Source organism: Enterobacter sp. HSTU-ASh6 (assembly GCF_026319105.1).
GTDB lineage: Bacteria > Pseudomonadota > Gammaproteobacteria > Enterobacterales > Enterobacteriaceae > Enterobacter > Enterobacter sichuanensis.
Genome location: NZ_WSPD01000005.1, coordinates 187,112 through 205,147 on the forward strand (window position 1 = coordinate 187,112; position 18,036 = coordinate 205,147).

The window sequence follows — 18,036 nt, forward strand, 5'->3', positions numbered from 1 at the left end:
TTGTAGGCCCGGTAAGCGCAGCGCCACCGGGCAAGAAATCAAATCGCTAAAGCCAATGTCGTCCCCTGCGCAATCGCCCGCCGCGCATCCAGCTCCATCGCCACATCACACCCGCCGATTAAGTGCACCGTTTTCCCGGCGTCACGCAGCGGATCCGCCAGATCGCGCTTCGGCTCCTGGCCGGCGCACAAAATGACATGATCCACGCGCAGCAGCTGCGGCTCACCGCCGATCGTGACGTGCAGGCCCTCATCGTCGATCTTCTGGTAACTCACCGCCGGGATCATCTTCACCCCACGCGAGAGCAGGGTGGCGCGGTGGATCCAGCCGGTGGTTTTCCCCAGCCCTTCGCCCGGCTTACTCGCTTTGCGCTGCAGCATCACGATCTTTCGTGGGCTTTTCGGCAACTGTGGCCCTTCCGGACGCAGGCCGCCGGACTGGTTCAGGCTGGTGTCGATCCCCCATTCCACGCAAAATTCGGCAATATTCTGGCTGGTGGCCTCGCCCGGCTGGCTTAAGTACATGGCGGTATCAAAGCCGATCCCACCGCAGCCGATAATCGCCACTTTCTCCCCAACCGGTGCTTTGTCACGCAGCACGTCGAGATAGCTCAGGACCTTCGGATGATCGATACCCGCGATCGCAGGCGTGCGTGGGGCGATCCCGCTCGCCAGGATCACCTCGTCGAACGCCAGCAGATCGGCCGCTTTTACCCACTGATTGAGCCGCAGATCCACGCCCGTCAGGTCGATCATCCGACGGTAGTAGCGCAGGGTTTCATAGAACTCCTCTTTGCCGGGGATCTGTTTGGCGATATTAAACTGCCCGCCAATTTCACCGGCGGCATCAAACAGTGTCACGCTGTGCCCGCGCGAGGCGGCATTAACCGCAAACGCCAGGCCCGCAGGGCCTGCACCCACAACCGCCAGGCGTTTTTTGTTGACCGCCGGAATGACCGGCATTTTGGTTTCATGGCAGGCGCGCGGGTTGACGAGACAGGAGGTGACCTTGCCGACGAAGATCTGATCAAGACAGGCCTGGTTACAGCCGATGCAGGTGTTGATCTCATCCGCACGGCCGCTTTGCGCTTTGGACAGCAGTTCGGCATCGGCCAGGAACGGCCGCGCCATGGAGACCATATCGGCATCCCCGCGTGATATCACATCGTCCGCCACCTGCGGGTCGTTAATACGGTTGGTGGTGACCAGCGGAACAGAGACTTTCCCTTTCAGCTTGCGCGTCACCCAACTGAACGCCGCACGCGGTACCGGGGTGGCGATGGTCGGGATACGCGCCTCGTGCCAGCCAATACCGGTGTTAATAAGGGTGGCACCGGCGGCTTCAATCGCCTGCGCCAGCTGCACGGTTTCGTCGAAGGTGCCGCCGCCCTCCACCAGGTCGAGCATCGACAGGCGGAAAATAATAATAAAATCAGCCCCCGCACGTTCGCGCACCGCGCGTACCACCTCCACGGCAAAGCGCATGCGGCGGGCATAGTCGCCGCCCCATTCGTCGTCACGCTGGTTGGTGCGCGCGGCGAGGAACTCGTTAATCAGATAGCCTTCGGAGCCCATGACCTCGACGCCGTCATAACCCGCTTCACGGGCCAGCGCGGCGCAGCGTGCGAAGTCGTCAATCAGCGCCAGGATCTCGTCGTGGCTGAGGGCATGGGGCGTGAAACGGTTAATCGGCGCCTGAATGGCGGAGGGGGCCACCAGATTCGGCTGGTAGCTGTAGCGCCCGGTGTGGAGGATTTGCAGGGCGATTTTGCCGCCCTCACGGTGTACCGCGTCGGTCACCATGCGGTGGTGCGGCAGCTGTGACGCATCGTTTAACACCGCGCCGCCCTCCATGCCGACGCCGGAAGGGGCAGGAGCCACGCCGCCGGTGACAATCAGCGCCACCCCGTGGCGCGCGCGCTCGGCATAGAAGGCCGCCAGACGCTCGGCCCCGTCCGGATGCTCCTCCAGCCCGGTGTGCATCGAGCCCATCAGCACGCGGTTTTTGAGGGTGGTGAACCCCAGATCCAGGGGGGCGAATAACGACGGGTAGCGGCTCATAGTCTCTTCCAGTGTAAAATTATTGTTATGTGGTCGGATGAGTTACTAATTTAGCCAGCGTCAGCAGAAAGGTAAAAGCGGGATCGAATGATTGTGATAGATCTCAAAGAACTTCGCCCCTCACCCTAACCCTCTCCCCAAAGGGGAGAGGGGGCTGGCCGGTGCGGTCTTAATGTATTGGCTCGATCTGGTTTTCTCCCTCGCCCCTTTGGGGAGAGGGACGGGGTGAGGGGGATGCCCGCACCAGCCCCGGCGCCTGCCACATCGACGTCGTCAGCCCGCTGTCCACCAGCCCAAGCTGGTCGGCGTATACCGCCTGCCATTTCTGCATCATGCCGTCGTAGAGCTCGCGATGCTGTGGGTTCGGCGTGAACTCGCGGCTCCATTTCACCAGCCGCTCGCCCGTCGAGGCCATATCCGCAAACAGTCCCGCGCCTGTTCCGGCCGCGATCGCGCAGCCCAGCGCCGTGGCTTCTTTCACTTCCGGCACGCGCACCGGCAGGCCGGTAACGTCGCTTAAAATCTGGCTCCACAGGGCACCTTTTGACCCGCCGCCCGCGAAGACGAGGCTCTCAAACGTCACGCCGGAAAAGCGGGATATCTGCGCCAGGTTACAGGCCGAGACAATCGCCGCGTTCTCTTCCAGCGCGCGGAATAGCGTCGCTTTGTTGCACTTTTCCGGGTCGATGGAGAGGTTAATAAACGACGGTGCAGCGTGGTACCACTGCTTAAAATGCATCGCGTCGGAGAAGATCGGCATCACCCCGTGGGAACCTGCCGGCACGCGGCTGGCCATCTCTTCCAGCAGGGAATAGGTGTCCATCCCCATCCGTTCGGCAATCAGTTTTTCCTCGGCACAAAAGGCGTCGCGGAACCAGCGCATGGTCAGCCCGGTAAAGAAGCTGATCGACTCCGCCTGCGCCATGCCGGGGATGACGTGCGGGTTCACGCGGATGTTCATTTCAGGATCGGTGCGTACCTGCGGCAGGTTGACCACCTGCTGCCAGAAGGTGCCGCCCAGCACCGCCGTCTGCCCGGCGCGTACCACGCCCAGCCCCAGACAGCCCAGCTGCACGTCACCGCCGCCCATCACCACCGGGGTCCCTTCGCGCAGTCCGCTCTGCTGCGCGGCGTCATGGGTGATGGCCCCCAGCACGGTGCCGGTCTCTTTCACCGGCGAGAGGATATCGGCCCGCAGCCCGGCCATGTCCAGCAGCGCCGGACGCCAGTCGCGGGAGAAGAGATCCAGCATGCCGGTGGTGCCCGCGTTGGAGGGGTCAACGGCCAGCTCGCCGGAGAGTTTCGCCGCCAGCCAGTCGCTGATCATGGTGATGGTTGCGGCCTTGCGGTAGATGTCCGGACGATGGTGCGCCAGCCACAGCAGGCGCGGCATCGCGCTCAGGGCCAGGGTCTGGCCGGAAACGTCGTACACTTCGGATTCAAAACGATCGTCGTGGATCTCTTTGAGCTCCGCCACCTCGCAGCTGGCGCGGGCGTCAACGTTGGCGCAGGCCCAGATGGCCTCGCCGTTGCGGTCATACAGCACAATCCCTTCGCGCATTGAGCAGCAGGCGACGGACTGAATATCCCCCGCGCTCAGGCCCGCTTGCGCCAGCGCCTGATGAATACACCGGCAGGTCAGCCGCCAGTTGGTGTCGAGGTCAAACTCCATCGAGCCCGGCACATTTTCCACGCTCAGGTGCTTCCACTCGGCCTGACCAACGGCAATCTGGTTGCCCTGTAAATCGAAAATAACGGCGCGAACGCTGCCTGTCCCTGCATCTAACGCTAAAAGGTAACTCATGAGCTTGCCTCGTTGTTAGCGCAGGGCGACTCTTATCCGGCCAGAGCCAGCACCGCGCGGGCTGTCGTCTCTTCCGTCACCAGGCCATTGATACGGCGACCTTTCAGTGCGGCATTAATCGCATCGGCTTTTTCAACACCGCCGGCTACGCCAACGATGGTGGGCAGCTGCGCCAGTTCATCCAGCGTGACGCCCAGTAATTCTTTATGGATCTCCAGCTCCTCGACGCATTCTCCTTCGGCATTGAGGAAATAACCGAGAATGTCGCCGACCGCGCCTTTACGGGCGTACATCAGCTGTTCGCCCTCGCTGATATAGCCGGAGCGCAGTATCGTTGCGTCACGGCGCTGGTTCACCGAACCAATGCCGACCACCGCCACGTCGGCTGCGGTCGCGGCGAGGATCACGTCCCGCACGCTGGTTTCGCGTTTTAAGATCCCGGCAACTTCTGCGGATGACACGCGCAGCGGGGCGGGGATCATGCTGACGCTGCAGGCGGCGTCCAACTGGCCGATTCCGGTCATATACGGCCCCACGCCACCGGAAAGGGTGACCAGGCGGATCTGCTGTGAGCTGATAAAGCCGCTCAGGTGCTGCAGGCTGCTCATGGTGGTTTCACCAAATCCCACCGCTAACAGCTGGCCGGGTTCCAGCACGCCCATCAGTGACTGCGCAGCGCCAATGCCTAACCGCACACTCATCGGCGGGGTATTCAGGGCAGGCAGTACGCGCACCAGCTTCAGGCCAAAGCGCTGTTGTAGCTCGGTTTCCAGCGCCAGACAGCCCTCGTAGCGGGAATTGATCTGCACCCTGATCACCCCGGACTGACGCCCCTTCTCCAGCAGGCGGGAGATTTTAAGCCGCGGCAGGCCAAGCCGTTCGCCAATGTCATTCTGGGTCAGCCCGTCGTGGTAGTAACACCAGGCCACGCGGGCCACCAGCTCCTCTTCCGCCAGTGCCAGCCCGACAAACCGTCCTTCTTCCGCAGTGCGTTTATCGCTCATAGTTGAACTCTTATAAAAATTTAGATCATATGTTCGCGTTGGCGCGCGAGGAAAATGTGAGCCACGCGACAAAACGGATCTTTATGGTGCTTTCTGTTTAATCTGGATCTTAATCGATAAAACTGTGATCCCTGCACGGTTGTAAATATAGTTCACCGTCTACGCTTTTGAACATTATTAAATCTAAAAATCATTTGTTCAATAGCGGAGCGATGATGACCCCACTTCTTAAAGCGCGCGATATCTGCAAGCAGTTCTCCGGTGTGCCGGTTCTGAAAGGCATTGATTTCACACTGCTTGCGGGTCAGGTACATGCGCTGATGGGCGGTAACGGTGCGGGAAAATCGACGCTGATGAAGATCATCGCTGGGGTTGAGACGCCGGACAGCGGTGAACTTTGTGTCGGGGAGCAATCATATGCGCGGCTCTCCCCGGTGCAGGCGCACTCGTTAGGCATCTATCTGGTGCCGCAGGAGCCGCTGCTGTTCCCCAACCTGACGGTGAGGGAGAACATCCTTTTCCGCCTGCCGCGCGAACGGGATCTGGAAAAGCGGCTGGCCGATAAGCTCCAGCAGCTGCAGTGCCAGCTTAACCTCGACGCCACCGCCAGCACCCTGGAAGTGGCGGATCAGCAGATGGTGGAGATCCTGCGTGGATTAATGCGCAACGCCAGGATCCTGATCCTTGATGAACCCACGGCCTCGCTCACGCCCGGCGAAACCGAGCGCCTGTTCCGGCAGATCCGTGCCCTTCAGGATCTCGGCGTCGGGATTGTCTTTATCTCCCACAAGCTGCCGGAGATCCGCATGCTTTCGAGCCACGTCTCGGTGATGCGCGACGGTGCGGTGGTACTGAGCGGCGAAACGGCGCAGTTCGACGATAACGCCCTGATCGCAGCCATGACGCCGGTGAGCCGGGAGAAAGGCTTAAGCGATGCGCAAAAACTGTGGCTGGCGCTGCCGGGCAATCGCCGTACCCAGCCGCAGGACTTTCCGGTGCTGCGGGTGGACTCACTCACCGGGGAGGGGTTTATCGATCTGAGCCTTGAGATCTACGCGGGAGAGATCGTCGGTCTGGCCGGGCTGGTGGGATCCGGGCGCACCGAGTTTGCCGAAACCCTCTACGGCCTGCGCCCGGTGCGCGGCGGGCGGGTCTGGCTGGAGAATCAGGAGATCACTCACGAGTGCGTGGGCGCACGGCTGGACAAAGGCCTGGTCTACCTGCCGGAGGACAGGCAGGTATCCGGTTTGTTCCTGGATGCGCCGGTTCGCTGGAACACGGTGGCCCTGAACGAGCCGTCTCTCTGGCAGCAGCGCAAGCGGGAGTCTGCGGTGGTGGAACGCTACCACCGGGCGCTCGGGATCAAGCTCAACCATGCGGATCAACCCGTGCGCACCCTCTCCGGCGGCAACCAGCAGAAGGTGCTGCTGGCGCGCTGTCTTGAAGCCAATCCATTATTGCTGATCGTCGATGAGCCCACGCGCGGCGTGGACGTGGCGGCGCGGGCCGATATCTATCAGCTGCTCAAAAGCGTGGCGGCGCAGAACGTGGCGGTGCTGATGATCTCAAGCGATCTCGATGAGTTTCCAGGCCTCGCCGATCGCGTGCTGGTGATGCACCAGGGCGTGCTCAGCGGCGAACTGCCACGCCATGCCGTCAGCCTGGATCGCATGATGGCGCTGGCGTTCGGAGGACAATCATGAAGACGTTACTGAAAAATCGTGAGCTGAGCGCCTTTCTCGCCATTCTGGCGCTGTTTGTCGTGCTGGTGGCGCTTAATCCAGCGTACCTGAGCCTTCAGACGCTGGGGATGATCTTCGCCAGCGCGCAAATCCTGATCCTGCTGGCGCTCGGTGCCGCGCTGGTGATGCTGACCCGCAATATTGATGTCTCCGTGGGCTCTACCGTCGGGCTGTCGGCGATTGCCGTCGGCGTGGCGCTCAACAGCGGATACAGCCTGCCGGTGGCAATGCTCTTTGCCCTGTCCGTTGGGGCGCTGGCGGGGGCGTTCAACGGTTTTCTGGTGGTGGGGCTGCGCATTCCGGCGATAGTCGCCACCCTCGGCACGCTGGGGCTGTACCGCGGGGCAATGCTGCTCTGGACCGACGGGAAGTGGATTGAAGGGCTGCCGCCCGGGCTGAAATCCCTCTCAGAGCCGGTGGCCCTCGGCGTTTCGCCGCTCGGTATGGGGGTGCTGTTTTTAGCCGCCGCAGGTGCGTGGACGCTGTCGCGCACCGCCTTTGGTCGTGATTTCTATGCCGTGGGGGATAACCTTGCCGCGGCGCGCCAGTTGGGCGTGGCGGTGAACCGCACGCGGATGATCGCCTTTACGCTTAACGGCATGCTGGCGGCCTGCGCCGGGATCGTCTTTGCCTCACAGATCGGTTTTGTGCCGAACCAGACCGGCAGCGGGCTGGAGATGAAAGCCATTGCCGCCTGCGTGCTCGGCGGCATTTCGCTGCTGGGCGGCACGGGCACGCTGATTGGCGCGTTACTCGGTGCCTTCTTCCTGACGCAAATCGACACCGTGCTGGTGCTGTTTAAGCTCCCGGCGTGGTGGAACGACTTTATCGCCGGGCTGGTGCTGCTGGGCGTGCTGGTGCTCGACGGGCGGCTGCGCCAGGCGCTGGCGCGTCATCAGCGGGCGCTCAAGTACGGTCGCTTCCAGCCGGGCAACCGAGGGGGAAAGCACGTCACCCCCTATCCCAAACGCAAAAAAGAGGTGGCGTAAATGAAGCTTAACTGGGAAAGCGCGCTGCTGATGTTACTGGTGCTGGAGATCCTGCTCTTTGGCGCCCTCAACCCGCGCATGCTCGACATCAACATGCTGCTGTTCAGCACCAGCGATTTCATCTGCATCGGTATTGTGGCGCTGCCGCTGACGCTGGTAATCGTCAGCGGCGGGATCGATATTTCGCTGGGGTCCACCATCGGCCTGTGCGCTATCGCGCTGGGGGTGATGATGCAGGCCGGGTGGCCGATGGCGGTTGCCATTCCTCTGACGCTGCTGCTGGGCCTGCTGTGCGGACTGCTGAATGCGGCGCTGATCCACTACACCGGCATTAGTCCTCTGGTTATCACCCTCGGCACGCTCTACCTCTACGGCGGCGGGGCGCTGCTGCTCTCCGGCATGGCGGGAGCGACGGGCTATGAGGGGATTGGCGGCTTCCCTGACAGTTTTACCGCGTTCGCTAACCTCACGGTGCTTGGCCTGCCAGTCCCGCTGGTGTTGTTCGCGGTGATGACCGTTTTCTTCTGGCTGATTGCCCACCGCGGGCGCTTTGGCCGTCATCTGTTCTTGATCGGGCAGAACCCGCGCGCGGCGCGCTACGCAGCGCTGTCGGTGAACGGCATGCCCTATGCGCTGTACGGCCTGGTGGGCGTGGCCTCGGCCATTGCCGCGCTGGTGATGGTCTCCTATTTCGGCTCTGCGCGCTCGGATCTGGGGCGCGATTTGCTGATGCCTGCACTCACCGCCGCCGTGCTCGGCGGGGCCAATATCTACGGCGGGTCAGGTTCGGTTGTCGGTACGGCGCTGGCGGCGCTGCTGGTGGGCTACCTGCAGCAGGGTTTACAGATGGTCGGCATCCCCAACCAGGTGTCGAGCGCGCTGTCAGGGGCGCTGCTGGTTGTGGTGGTGATGGGACGGTCGCTGAGTCTGCACCGTGAATGGGTGCGCAATATCTTCCTGAAAACTACCCGGAGCGTAAGATGAAAACAAAACTGCTCGTCCTGGCAATGGCCCTCAGCTTCGCCTCGGCGCAGGCCGCGGACCGCATTGCCTTTATCCCGAAACTGGTGGGGGTCGGCTTCTTCACCAGCGGCGGCAACGGCGCGAAAGAGGCGGGGAAAGATCTTGGCGTGGACGTCACCTACGACGGCCCCACCGAGCCGAGCGTCTCCGGTCAGGTGCAGCTCATCAATAACTTCGTCAACCAGGGCTATAACGCGATTATTGTCTCCGCCGTGTCGCCGGACGGCCTCTGCCCGGCGCTGAAGCGCGCGATGCAGCGTGGCGTCAAGGTCCTGACCTGGGACTCCGACACCAAACCGGAGTGCCGCAGCATCTACATCAACCAGGGGACGCCGGAACAGCTCGGCGGCCTGCTGGTGGAGATGGCGGGCAAGCAGGTCACCAAACCGAATGCCAAAGTGGCGTTCTTCTACTCCAGCCCCACCGTTACCGACCAGAACCAGTGGGTAAAAGAGGCGAAGGCCAAAATTGAGAAAGACCATCCCCAGTGGCAGATCGTGACCACGCAGTTTGGCTATAACGACGCCACCAAATCCCTGCAGACCGCCGAGGGGATCTTAAAAGCGTATCCGGATCTGGATGCCATTATCGCGCCGGACGCCAACGCACTTCCCGCCGCCGCCCAGGCGGCAGAAAACCTGAAGCGGGAAGGAGTAGCGATTGTCGGGTTCAGCACGCCGAACGTGATGCGCCCGTACGTGGAGCGCGGCACGGTGAAAGCCTTCGGTCTGTGGGATGTCGTACAACAGGGCAAAATTGCGGTCAATGTCGCCGATCGTTTGCTTAAAAAAGGCGATCTTAACGTTGGCGACAGCGTGGACGTAAAAAACATCGGGGCGCTGAAGGTCGAGCCGAACAGCGTGCAGGGCTACCAGTATGAGGCGAAGGGCAACGGCATCGTGCTGCTGCCGGAGCGCGTGGTGTTCACCAAAGAGAACATCAACAAATACGATTTCTGACGGGGGAGCAAATGGCTGATTTAGACGACATCAAAGACGGTAAGGATTTTGGCATCGGCACGCCGCAGCAAAATGTGCCGTTCACCCTGAAAGGCTGCGGCTCGCTGGACTGGGGAATGCAGTCTCGACTGGCGCGCATCTTTAACCCGCAAAGCAACCGCACGGTGATGCTGGCCTTTGACCACGGCTATTTTCAGGGGCCGACCACCGGCCTTGAGCGTATCGATCTCTCCATCGCGCCGCTGTTCGGCGAAACCGACGTGCTGATGTGTACCCGCGGCATCCTCAGGAGCCAGGTGCCGGCCGCGACGAATAAACCGGTGGTGCTGCGTGCCTCCGGGGGGAATTCGATTCTGGGTGAGCTCTCCAACGAGTGCGTGGCGGTGGCGATGGAGGACGCGCTGCGCCTGAACGTCTGCGCGGTGGCGGCGCAGGTCTATATCGGAAGCCCGTTTGAGCATCAGTCGATCAACAACATCATCAAGCTGGTGGACGCCGGGGCGCGTTACGGTATGCCGACGCTGGCGGTGACCGGCGTCGGGAAAGAGATGGCGCGGGACGCGCGCTATTTCTCGCTCGCCAGCCGCATCGCCGCCGAAATGGGAGCGCAGTTCGTCAAAACCTACTATGTGGACGAGGGCTTTGAAAAAGTGACCGCCAGCTGCCCGGTCCCGATCGTCATCGCCGGCGGCAAAAAGCTGCCGGAGCACGAGGCGCTGGAGATGTGCTGGCGCGCGATTGATCAGGGGGCTTCCGGCGTGGACATGGGACGCAATATCTTCCAGTCCAGCGCGCCGCTCGCCATGCTGAAGGCGGTGAAGAAAGTGGTTCACGAGAACATGAACGCCCGGGAGGCGTTCCAGTTCTGGCAGGAAGAGAAACAGGGAGAAGCAAAATGAACGTGACGCTGGTTGAAATCAACATTAAGCCCGAGCGGGTGGACGAGTTTCTTGAGGTGTTTCGCGCCAACCACGAGGGGGCGATTCAGGAGCCCGGAAATCTGCGCTTTGACGTATTGCAGGATCCCAGGGTGAAAACCCGGTTCTTTATCTACGAGGCCTATAAAGACGAAGAGGCGGTGCTGGCGCACAAGCAAACTCCGCACTATCTGGCGTGCGTGGATAAACTTGAAGAGTTGATGTCCGAGCCGCGCAAAAAACGCAGTTTTGTCGGGTTGTTGCCGGAGTAACAGGCGTTATAAAGGTTTGTAGGCCGGGTAAGCGTAGCGCCACCCGGCGTTGTTCAGGCCAGCGCCAGCAGTTGAACCTGAGACCTGGCTCCCGGCATCAGCCGCTGCAGGCTATCCACCAACTCCGCACCCGCCTCTTCCAGCGCTGCAAGCGGCATCGACGGCAGGCTTTCAAGAATAAACCACATGGTGTGCGCCTGGCTGTTCAGGCGCGTCCGTATCCCCTGGCGCCAGTTCCAGCGGCGGCAGGTGACGCCGAGATCGTCGCGCCAGATAACCTCGCACGGTTCCGGATGTTCCACCACCGGCTGTCCCTCTTTGAAGGTATCAAACGGCTCGCTGCCGTCGGCCAGCGTCAGACGCGGCGCGCCTGAATACGCCGTGAGATTTTCTCCGCCGACCGGAATGGCGTAGCGAATGCTCACCGCGTTATAGATATCCACCACCGGATCCAGCGGCGGCAGCGATCCGTCTTTCAGGACCCGCTTACGCAGGGCGGATGCCGAGCAGGGCGTGCGTTTCGGTTTCGCACCGAAGGCTTTAAACACCTCATCCCAGCCTGAAAGGTGTGCATCAGCCCAGGGCACATCATCATTAAGCATCTGCTGGCAGGCCTGCGCCAGCGCGGCGGTCGCCACTTCCGGGTGGGTAATCGGCGCAGCTTCAACCAGAATGCTCAACGCCCGAAAGCCTGGGGCAATCCCGGCAAGACGTGAGTCTATTGACGGCGTAACGAGAGACATAAATAATCCTGTATTGACTGTTTTATACCATGGTAGTGACCAATGACTGATAAAGTCAATATAATGACTGAGCAGGGGGCCGATATTGCCCAGGTAAGCCTGGCCGTCGCGAACCGCATACGCAACTGGCGCAAAGAGAAAAAACTGTCGCTGGATGAGCTATCCCGCCGCGCCAGCGTCAGCAAAGGCATGCTGGTGGAGATCGAAAAGGGCGCAGCCAACCCCAGCATCGCCATTTTGTGCAAACTGGCCGCCGCGCTCGGTATCTCAGTGGCGGATATCGTTAACGTCTCCAGCGAGCCGCAGGTGCACGTTATCGAAGAAGCCGCGATTCCGGTGCTGTGGCAGGGCACACAGGGCGGTTACGCCAGACTGCTGGCAGGCACCGCGGGCCCGGATATGATTGAACTATGGCAGTGGGAGATGCAGCCGGGAGAGCGTTTTAGCTCTTCGGGACATCCGGCGGGCACCTTTGAGCTGCTGCACGTGAATGAGGGCATGTTAACGCTGACGGTGGACGAGACGGTGACGCAGGTGGCTGCCGGGGCGTCGGCAGTGGCGAAAACGGAAGCCGCGCACGGCTATGCCAATGAAGGCAATACCGTACTTCGCTTCACCATGACGGTTGCGGAGTTTCACCGATAAAAAGCAGCCCGGTGGCGCTACGCTTACCGGGCCTACATATGCCGTATTTGGTAGGCCGGGTAAGCGTAGCGCCACCCGGCGTTGATTACGCCTCTTCCACACTCACGCGCAGCGCCGCCAGCGCTTTGCGTGCCGCTTTCAGCACCTGCTCACACTGCTCAATAGTCAGTGTCAGCGGCGGTTCAATGCGGATGGTTTTCGAGTTGTTCAGCGTGCCGGCGACCAGCACCCGCTGGCGGAACATCTCGCTCGCGAAGCTATAGCCGATTTCGTTGTCAACAAACTCAATCGCCATCAGCATCCCTTTGCCGCGTGCTTCCTGGATCAGATCCGGGTATTCACGGCCCAGCTGGCGGAAGCCGTCCAGCAGCATGTCACCTTTTTGCTCCGCCTGCGCAGGCAGGTTTTGCTCAAGCAGCACGTTGATGGTCGCCAGCGCGGCCGCACAGGCCAGCGGGTTACCGCCAAAGGTGGTGGTATGCAGGAACGGATTGTCGAACAGCACCGAGAAGACCTCTTCGGTGGCGACCGTCGCACCGATTGGCATCACGCCGCCGCCCAACGCTTTCGCCAGGCATAAAATGTCCGGCTGAACGTTCTCGTGCTCACAGGCAAACATCTTGCCGGTGCGCCCCATCCCGGTCTGGACTTCGTCGAGGATCAGCAATGCGCCAAACTCATCGCACAACTGACGCACGGCAGGCAGATAGCCCTGCGGCGGGAGGATCACGCCGCCTTCACCCTGAATCGGCTCCAGGATCACCGCAGCCACGTCATCACCGGTTTTACGGCATTCCGTCAGCACGGTGCGCATGGCGTTAATGTCGCCAAACGGCACGTGGCGGAAGCCCGGCAGCAGCGGCATAAACGGTTTGCGGAAGGTGGATTTCGCGGTCGCCGACAGTGCGCCCAGGGATTTACCATGGAACGCGCCGCTGGTGGCAATGAAGGTGAATTTCCCGCGCGGCGACTGGTACGCTTTGGCGAGCTTAATCGCCGCTTCGACCGATTCCGTGCCGCTGTTGCTAAAGAAGCTGTATTTCAGTTTGCCGGGCGTTAAGGCTGCCAGCGTTTTTGCGAGCATGGCGCGAAGCGGATCGAGCAGCTCCTGGCTATGGAGAGGTTGTTTCGCAAGTTGATTCTGTACGGCGGAAACCACAACTGGATTACGGTGCCCCACGTTGAAAATTCCAAAACCTCCCAGGCAATCGATAAACTCCTGTCCCTGGGTGTCGACAAGCGTGTTCAGACTCCCCGCTTGCCACTCTACGGCTCCGTAATCCCCGCCGGCGGTAACAGATTTGCGATACTCAAGAAACCCTGGATTGACGTGCTCTTTAAAGTAATCGATGACCTCTCGGTTAAGTTGTTTCATCTCCTCATGATCAAGCGTTCGCTTCTCAATGAGATTCAGTGCGTGCGCGGTACAGGCAAGAGCCGAGGCGCTGGAAGGTAACCTGTTCAAAATATGCTCCCGGGGATCGCGTATCACATGATACTGGTTTAAGTATTGCAGGGATTACGCCACTTCAGCTGCCTTAACGAAAATCGGGATAAACGCCAGGTTAAAATAATGTTGCACAATATTTAATCATGCCGATACAACCGAAACGGGATTTCGCGGTACAGGATTGCGAGCATCAGGGAGAGGGTAAGCGCCACGTTGCACTAAAGAGGTGCAGTTGCTGCAACTTAAGTGGGCGTTAACGGGTCATGCACTGTGGGTAATTTCTTATCGAAAGTATTTGAAATCAATGGATTATAAAATCGTACAAAAAGTATGGTTTAAGTCAAATCTGCGATCTTCATCAAGTTTAACAACTAAAGATAAATTGTTTACCGCCGAAAAAACATTGACCCACAAAATTAACATTCAAATAACCTGCAAGGGATGCCCACGATGTCCTCTCCAACCTATGTCACCCAGAATGAATATCCTCTGGACGATGACACCACCTTAATGTCTACCACAGACATCCACAGCTACATCACCCACGCCAACGACACCTTTGTGCAGGTGAGCGGCTACCAGCTCGATGAGCTGACGGGCCAGCCACACAATATGGTGCGCCACCCCGATATGCCAAAAGCCGCGTTTGCCGATATGTGGTACACGCTGCAGCAGGGCGAGCCGTGGAGCGGGATCGTCAAAAACCGACGTAAAAACGGTGACCACTACTGGGTGCGTGCTAACGCGGTGCCGATGGTGCGCCACGGGCAGGTGACAGGCTATATGTCGATTCGCACCAGGGCCACTGAGGAGGAAATTGCCACCGTGGAGCCGCTCTACCGGGCGCTGAATGGCGGAAGCTGTAAGAAACGTATTCATAAAGGGCTGGTGGTCAGAAAGGGCTGGCTGGGTAAACTACCGGCCATGCCGCTGCGCTGGCGCGTGCGCAGCGTGATGGCGGTACTCTTTGCCGTACTCGCCGCCTCGCTGGTTGCCACCTCCGCAGGCTGGACACCGCTCGCCGCTGCTGCGGTGGTGATGCTGCTGGGGACGCTGCTGTTTGAGCAACAGATTGTCCGCCCGGTAGAGAATGTGGCGCGACAGGCGCTGAGGGTTGCAACCGGTGAGCGCAACAGCGTGGAACATCTGAACCGCAGCGATGAGCTGGGGCTGACGCTGCGGGCGGTAGGGCAGCTGGGCCTGATGTGCCGCTGGTTGATCAATGACGTCTCGAGCCAGGTGGTGAGCGTCCGTGACGGCAGCGACAGGCTGGCGAAGGGAAATGACGATCTGAACGATCGTACGCGTCAGACCGTGGCAAACGTACAGCAGACCGTCGCGACAATGAACCAGATGGCCGCTTCCGTACAGAGTAATTCTGAAACCGCCGCCGAGGTGGATAAACTCTCCGTGGCTGCCAGCAGTGCGGCGACGAAAGGGGGTAATGCGATGCAGACCGTCGTTAAAACCATGGATGACATCGCCGACAGCACGCAGCGCATTGGCTCCATTACCTCCCTGATTAACGACATCGCGTTCCAGACCAACATTCTGGCGCTGAATGCGGCTGTTGAAGCGGCAAGGGCCGGCGAACAGGGGAAAGGTTTTGCCGTGGTGGCTGGTGAAGTGCGCCATCTCGCCAGCCGCAGCGCCAGTGCAGCAAATGATATTCGTAAGCTGATTGATGCCAGCGCCAGCAAGGTGCAGTCCGGCTCCGAACAGGTCCACGCCGCAGGCCGCACGATGGATGATATTGTCGAGCAGGTGCAAAACGTGACGCAGCTGATCGCCCAGATCAGCCACGCCACGTCCGAGCAGGCCACCGGGTTGTCAGAGTTAACCCGCGCGGTGGCCGAGCTCGACAGCATCACGCAGAAAAACGCCGACCTGGTCGAGGAGAGCGCGCACATTTCTGCGATGGTGAAACACCGCGCCGGACGTCTTAAGGATGCCGTGACCGTGCTCCATTAAGCCATTATGTTCCAGAAAAGCCGTTTATACCGTAAGGTATAAGCGGCTTTTTATTTTTCCGAATGTAACTATTCATGTGGTTTAATGTTAATTTGATATTAAATAACTAAAGAAAGTGCCTCAGTTATTTATTCCTGCCTAAGTCAGTTCTTCAGAATGCTATTTCGAAAAAGCCCCGTCTGGCGGTCTGGTAACGATCGATGAAGCAATATTAATAGCCGCTACCTATCCATTGTGATGGTTATGAAATAAAAAAACGATCAAAGTCATAAAGTTAGCTTGTCCGTTACCGATAACAGCGATCGTCTGAGAAATAATCACATCGATGGAGAAAATATGTTCCTACATGACGTAAAGATCGGCACGAAATTATTTCTGGCGTTTGGTTTCTTTATTGTCCTGATGGTCATCAGCGCGAGCCTGTCATTGCTGAGTCTGAACCGGGCAAATAACGGGATGCAATCCATTATTACCCGTGATTATCCCACCACGGTAAAAGCGAACCAGTTAATTGATAACTTCCAGGAATTTATTAGCACTCAGCAACTGATGCTGCTGGATGAACGGGGAACTTACACGGGGCAGTCTCAGCAGCGCCTGAAAGAGATCAGCGAGCATATCACGGTGATCCTGGGCGAGCTGAACAACGCCCTGCAGGATCAAAAGTCTCAGCAGGTGCTGGCGGAGATCCGCAGCGTGCGCCAGCAGTATCTGGACTCGCGCTACCGCATTTTGCAGGCGGTGCAGAACAACAATCGTGAGGGCGCCATTCAGGAGATGATGACCACCACTCTCGCCGTGCAGCAGGCTTACAAAGCGAAGGTGAAGGAGCTGATTGCCATTCAAAACAGCGAGATGCAGAGTGCTGGCGCGCAGGTGGAAGGGGATTTCCGGTCCAGCCGTTTGCTGCTGATCCTGATTACTCTCTTTAGCGTCGCGGCAGGTAGCCTGATTGGCTGGTTAATTGTGCGCGCTATCACTCGTCCGCTCGGCGAGGCGGTGAATTTTGCAAAAGCGATTTCAGAAGGCGATCTGACGGGGAGCATCACGCCGCACGGCAAAGACGAAACGGGCCTGCTGCTGCATGCGCTGATGGAGATGAAGTCGCGTCTGCTGGATATTGTGCAGCAGGTCCAGACCGGCTCGGAGAATATCTCCAGCGCCGCGGCACAGATTGTCGCCGGGAACCAGGATCTGGCCGCGCGCACGGAAGAGCAGGCAAGTTCTGTTGAGCAGACCGCCGCCTCAATGGAGCAGATCACCGCGACGGTGAAAAACACGGCCGCGCACACCGGGGAAGCGACCAACCTCTCGGCAGATGCCGCCACGGTGGTCAAAAACAACGGCGAGATGATGAAGCAGGTGACCAGCAAAATGCGCCTGATTAATGAAACCTCGAACCGGATGTCAGACATTATCGACCTGATCGACGCCATTGCGTTCCAGACCAACATTCTGGCGCTGAACGCGGCAGTGGAAGCGGCGCGTGCCGGCGAGCACGGTCGCGGCTTTGCGGTGGTGGCCGGTGAGGTGCGCCAGCTTGCGCAGAAGAGCGCGTCGTCAGCCAGTGAAATCCGCGAGCTGATTGAGAGTTCTACCAGCCAGACTCAGGACGGGATGAACCTGGTGGAGAAAGCGAGCGCGCTGATCAACGGGATGGTCGGCAACGTGGAGGAGATGGATGTGATCCTGCGCGAGATCCGCCAGGCCAGCCATGAGCAGACGGAGGGAATCTCGCAGATCAACAGCGCGATTGGCCTGATTGATGCCACCACCCAGCAAAACTCCGCGCTGGTCGAGGAGTCGGTTGCGGCGGCGGCATCGCTTAACGAACAGGCGATGCACCTTAAAGAGCTGGTACGCGTCTTCCGCGTGAGCAAACACGCGCCGGCTTAATCCAGTTGGGAGATCTCCAGCGCCGCGCGGTCAATCACGCCGACGATCTGCTTCAGTTGCGCGTCGCTGAGCTCTCCCTGATTCACCTTCAGGTCTAACACCGCTTTGAAGTTATCCAGGGCCCGCTTCATCTGCGGGTTTTTGCGCAGCTGAAAGCCGACGGAGCGCGCTTTAATGCGGGCCTGTATGTGTTCAAGCTGTTCCTGGTTTTCATCCAGCCACTGCTGTCCTGCAGTGCTAATCGCAATCCGCTTACGCCCGTTGTCTTCTTCGGTAATGGTGATAAAGGCCTGATCCTGAAGGTAGTCCAGCGTCGGATAGATCACCCCAGGGCTTGGGATGTAGTTTCCCTGGGTCAGGTTCTCGATCTCTTTAATCAGCTCATAGCCGTGGCTCGCGTTGCGGGTCAGGATATCCAGAATCACCAGCCGCAGGTCGCCGTGGCCGAAAAAGCGCGGTCGACGTCCGCCGCCCTCGTGTTCGTGTCGCATACTACCCCCTTTAATTTGATATATCTAAACTATATCTAAGATATATTCAGATGCAATCTAAAAGATCTTG

Annotated in this window: 15 protein-coding genes; 9 read left to right on the plus strand and 6 right to left on the minus strand. The window is 59.5% G+C overall.

Features of this window, described 5'->3' with window-relative positions:
* Positions 1 to 38: 38 nt before the first annotated feature.
* The 3 genes from GM298_RS08150 to lsrR form a co-directional block, all read right to left on the minus strand.
* Positions 39 to 2,060, minus strand: a complete 2,022-nt coding sequence (locus GM298_RS08150; protein ID WP_266153911.1) for an NADPH-dependent 2,4-dienoyl-CoA reductase — start codon at positions 2,058 to 2,060, stop codon at positions 39 to 41.
* A 169-nt stretch (positions 2,061 to 2,229) separates the two neighbouring features.
* Positions 2,230 to 3,864 (minus strand): autoinducer-2 kinase, encoded by a 1,635-nt coding sequence (gene lsrK, locus GM298_RS08155; protein ID WP_266153912.1) that lies wholly within the window; start codon positions 3,862 to 3,864, stop codon positions 2,230 to 2,232.
* Positions 3,865 to 3,896: 32 nt separating this feature from the next.
* Positions 3,897 to 4,868: a transcriptional regulator LsrR gene (gene lsrR, locus GM298_RS08160; RefSeq protein WP_266153913.1), complete on the minus strand. Its 972-nt coding sequence runs from the start codon at positions 4,866 to 4,868 to the stop codon at positions 3,897 to 3,899.
* Between the two features lie 215 nt (positions 4,869 to 5,083).
* Here lsrR and lsrA point away from each other — a divergent pair, with 215 nt between their 5' ends.
* The 6 genes from lsrA to lsrG are packed head-to-tail and all read left to right on the plus strand — an operon-like array spanning position 5,084 to position 10,770.
* The gene (gene lsrA, locus GM298_RS08165; protein ID WP_095450132.1) at positions 5,084 to 6,571 is read left to right on the plus strand and encodes an autoinducer 2 ABC transporter ATP-binding protein LsrA; all 1,488 of its coding nucleotides are present in this window, start codon (positions 5,084 to 5,086) and stop codon (positions 6,569 to 6,571) included.
* Complete coding sequence (gene lsrC / locus GM298_RS08170) at positions 6,568 to 7,599, plus strand: autoinducer 2 ABC transporter permease LsrC (RefSeq protein WP_266153914.1); 1,032 nt, start codon at positions 6,568 to 6,570, stop codon at positions 7,597 to 7,599. Before lsrA ends, lsrC begins: the two co-directional genes overlap by 4 nt.
* Positions 7,600 to 8,583, plus strand: coding sequence for an autoinducer 2 ABC transporter permease LsrD (lsrD, locus tag GM298_RS08175; protein WP_128339721.1), 984 nt, complete (start codon positions 7,600 to 7,602; stop codon positions 8,581 to 8,583).
* Positions 8,580 to 9,581, plus strand: coding sequence for an autoinducer 2 ABC transporter substrate-binding protein LsrB (lsrB, locus tag GM298_RS08180; RefSeq protein WP_025759587.1), 1,002 nt, complete (start codon positions 8,580 to 8,582; stop codon positions 9,579 to 9,581). Before lsrD ends, lsrB begins: the two co-directional genes overlap by 4 nt.
* Positions 9,582 to 9,592: 11 nt before the next feature.
* The gene (lsrF, locus tag GM298_RS08185; RefSeq protein WP_025759588.1) at positions 9,593 to 10,480 is read left to right on the plus strand and encodes a 3-hydroxy-5-phosphonooxypentane-2,4-dione thiolase; all 888 of its coding nucleotides are present in this window, start codon (positions 9,593 to 9,595) and stop codon (positions 10,478 to 10,480) included.
* Entirely contained in the window at positions 10,477 to 10,770 is a 294-nt protein-coding gene (gene lsrG, locus GM298_RS08190) for a (4S)-4-hydroxy-5-phosphonooxypentane-2,3-dione isomerase (RefSeq protein WP_008503162.1), read from the plus strand. The genes lsrF and lsrG overlap by 4 nt, the downstream gene beginning before the upstream one ends.
* Positions 10,771 to 10,823: 53 nt before the next feature.
* Here the strand turns inward: lsrG and GM298_RS08195 are convergent, their stop codons facing one another.
* Positions 10,824 to 11,513, minus strand: coding sequence for a B3/4 domain-containing protein (locus tag GM298_RS08195; RefSeq protein WP_266153915.1), 690 nt, complete (start codon positions 11,511 to 11,513; stop codon positions 10,824 to 10,826).
* 42 nt (positions 11,514 to 11,555) lie between these two features.
* On the opposite strand from GM298_RS08195, the gene GM298_RS08200 reads away from it, so the two are divergent.
* Positions 11,556 to 12,158, plus strand: a complete 603-nt coding sequence (locus GM298_RS08200) for a helix-turn-helix domain-containing protein (RefSeq protein ID WP_025759591.1) — start codon at positions 11,556 to 11,558, stop codon at positions 12,156 to 12,158.
* 85 nt (positions 12,159 to 12,243) lie between these two features.
* Here GM298_RS08200 and ygjG read toward each other — a convergent pair whose 3' ends face one another.
* Entirely contained in the window at positions 12,244 to 13,623 is a 1,380-nt protein-coding gene (gene ygjG / locus GM298_RS08205; RefSeq protein WP_032672648.1) for a putrescine aminotransferase, read from the minus strand.
* A 435-nt stretch (positions 13,624 to 14,058) separates the two neighbouring features.
* Here ygjG and GM298_RS08210 point away from each other — a divergent pair, with 435 nt between their 5' ends.
* Positions 14,059 to 15,579 (plus strand): PAS domain-containing methyl-accepting chemotaxis protein, encoded by a 1,521-nt coding sequence (locus tag GM298_RS08210; protein ID WP_266153916.1) that lies wholly within the window; start codon positions 14,059 to 14,061, stop codon positions 15,577 to 15,579.
* A gap of 336 nt (positions 15,580 to 15,915) precedes the next feature.
* Positions 15,916 to 17,475, plus strand: coding sequence for a methyl-accepting chemotaxis protein (locus tag GM298_RS08215; protein WP_045286317.1), 1,560 nt, complete (start codon positions 15,916 to 15,918; stop codon positions 17,473 to 17,475).
* Here the strand turns inward: GM298_RS08215 and GM298_RS08220 are convergent.
* On the minus strand, positions 17,472 to 17,966 hold the full coding sequence (locus GM298_RS08220; protein ID WP_266153917.1) for a PadR family transcriptional regulator: 495 nt from the start codon (positions 17,964 to 17,966) through the stop codon (positions 17,472 to 17,474). The two genes, GM298_RS08215 and GM298_RS08220, sit on opposite strands and share 4 nt — an antisense overlap.
* Between the last annotated feature and the right edge of the window lie 70 nt (positions 17,967 to 18,036).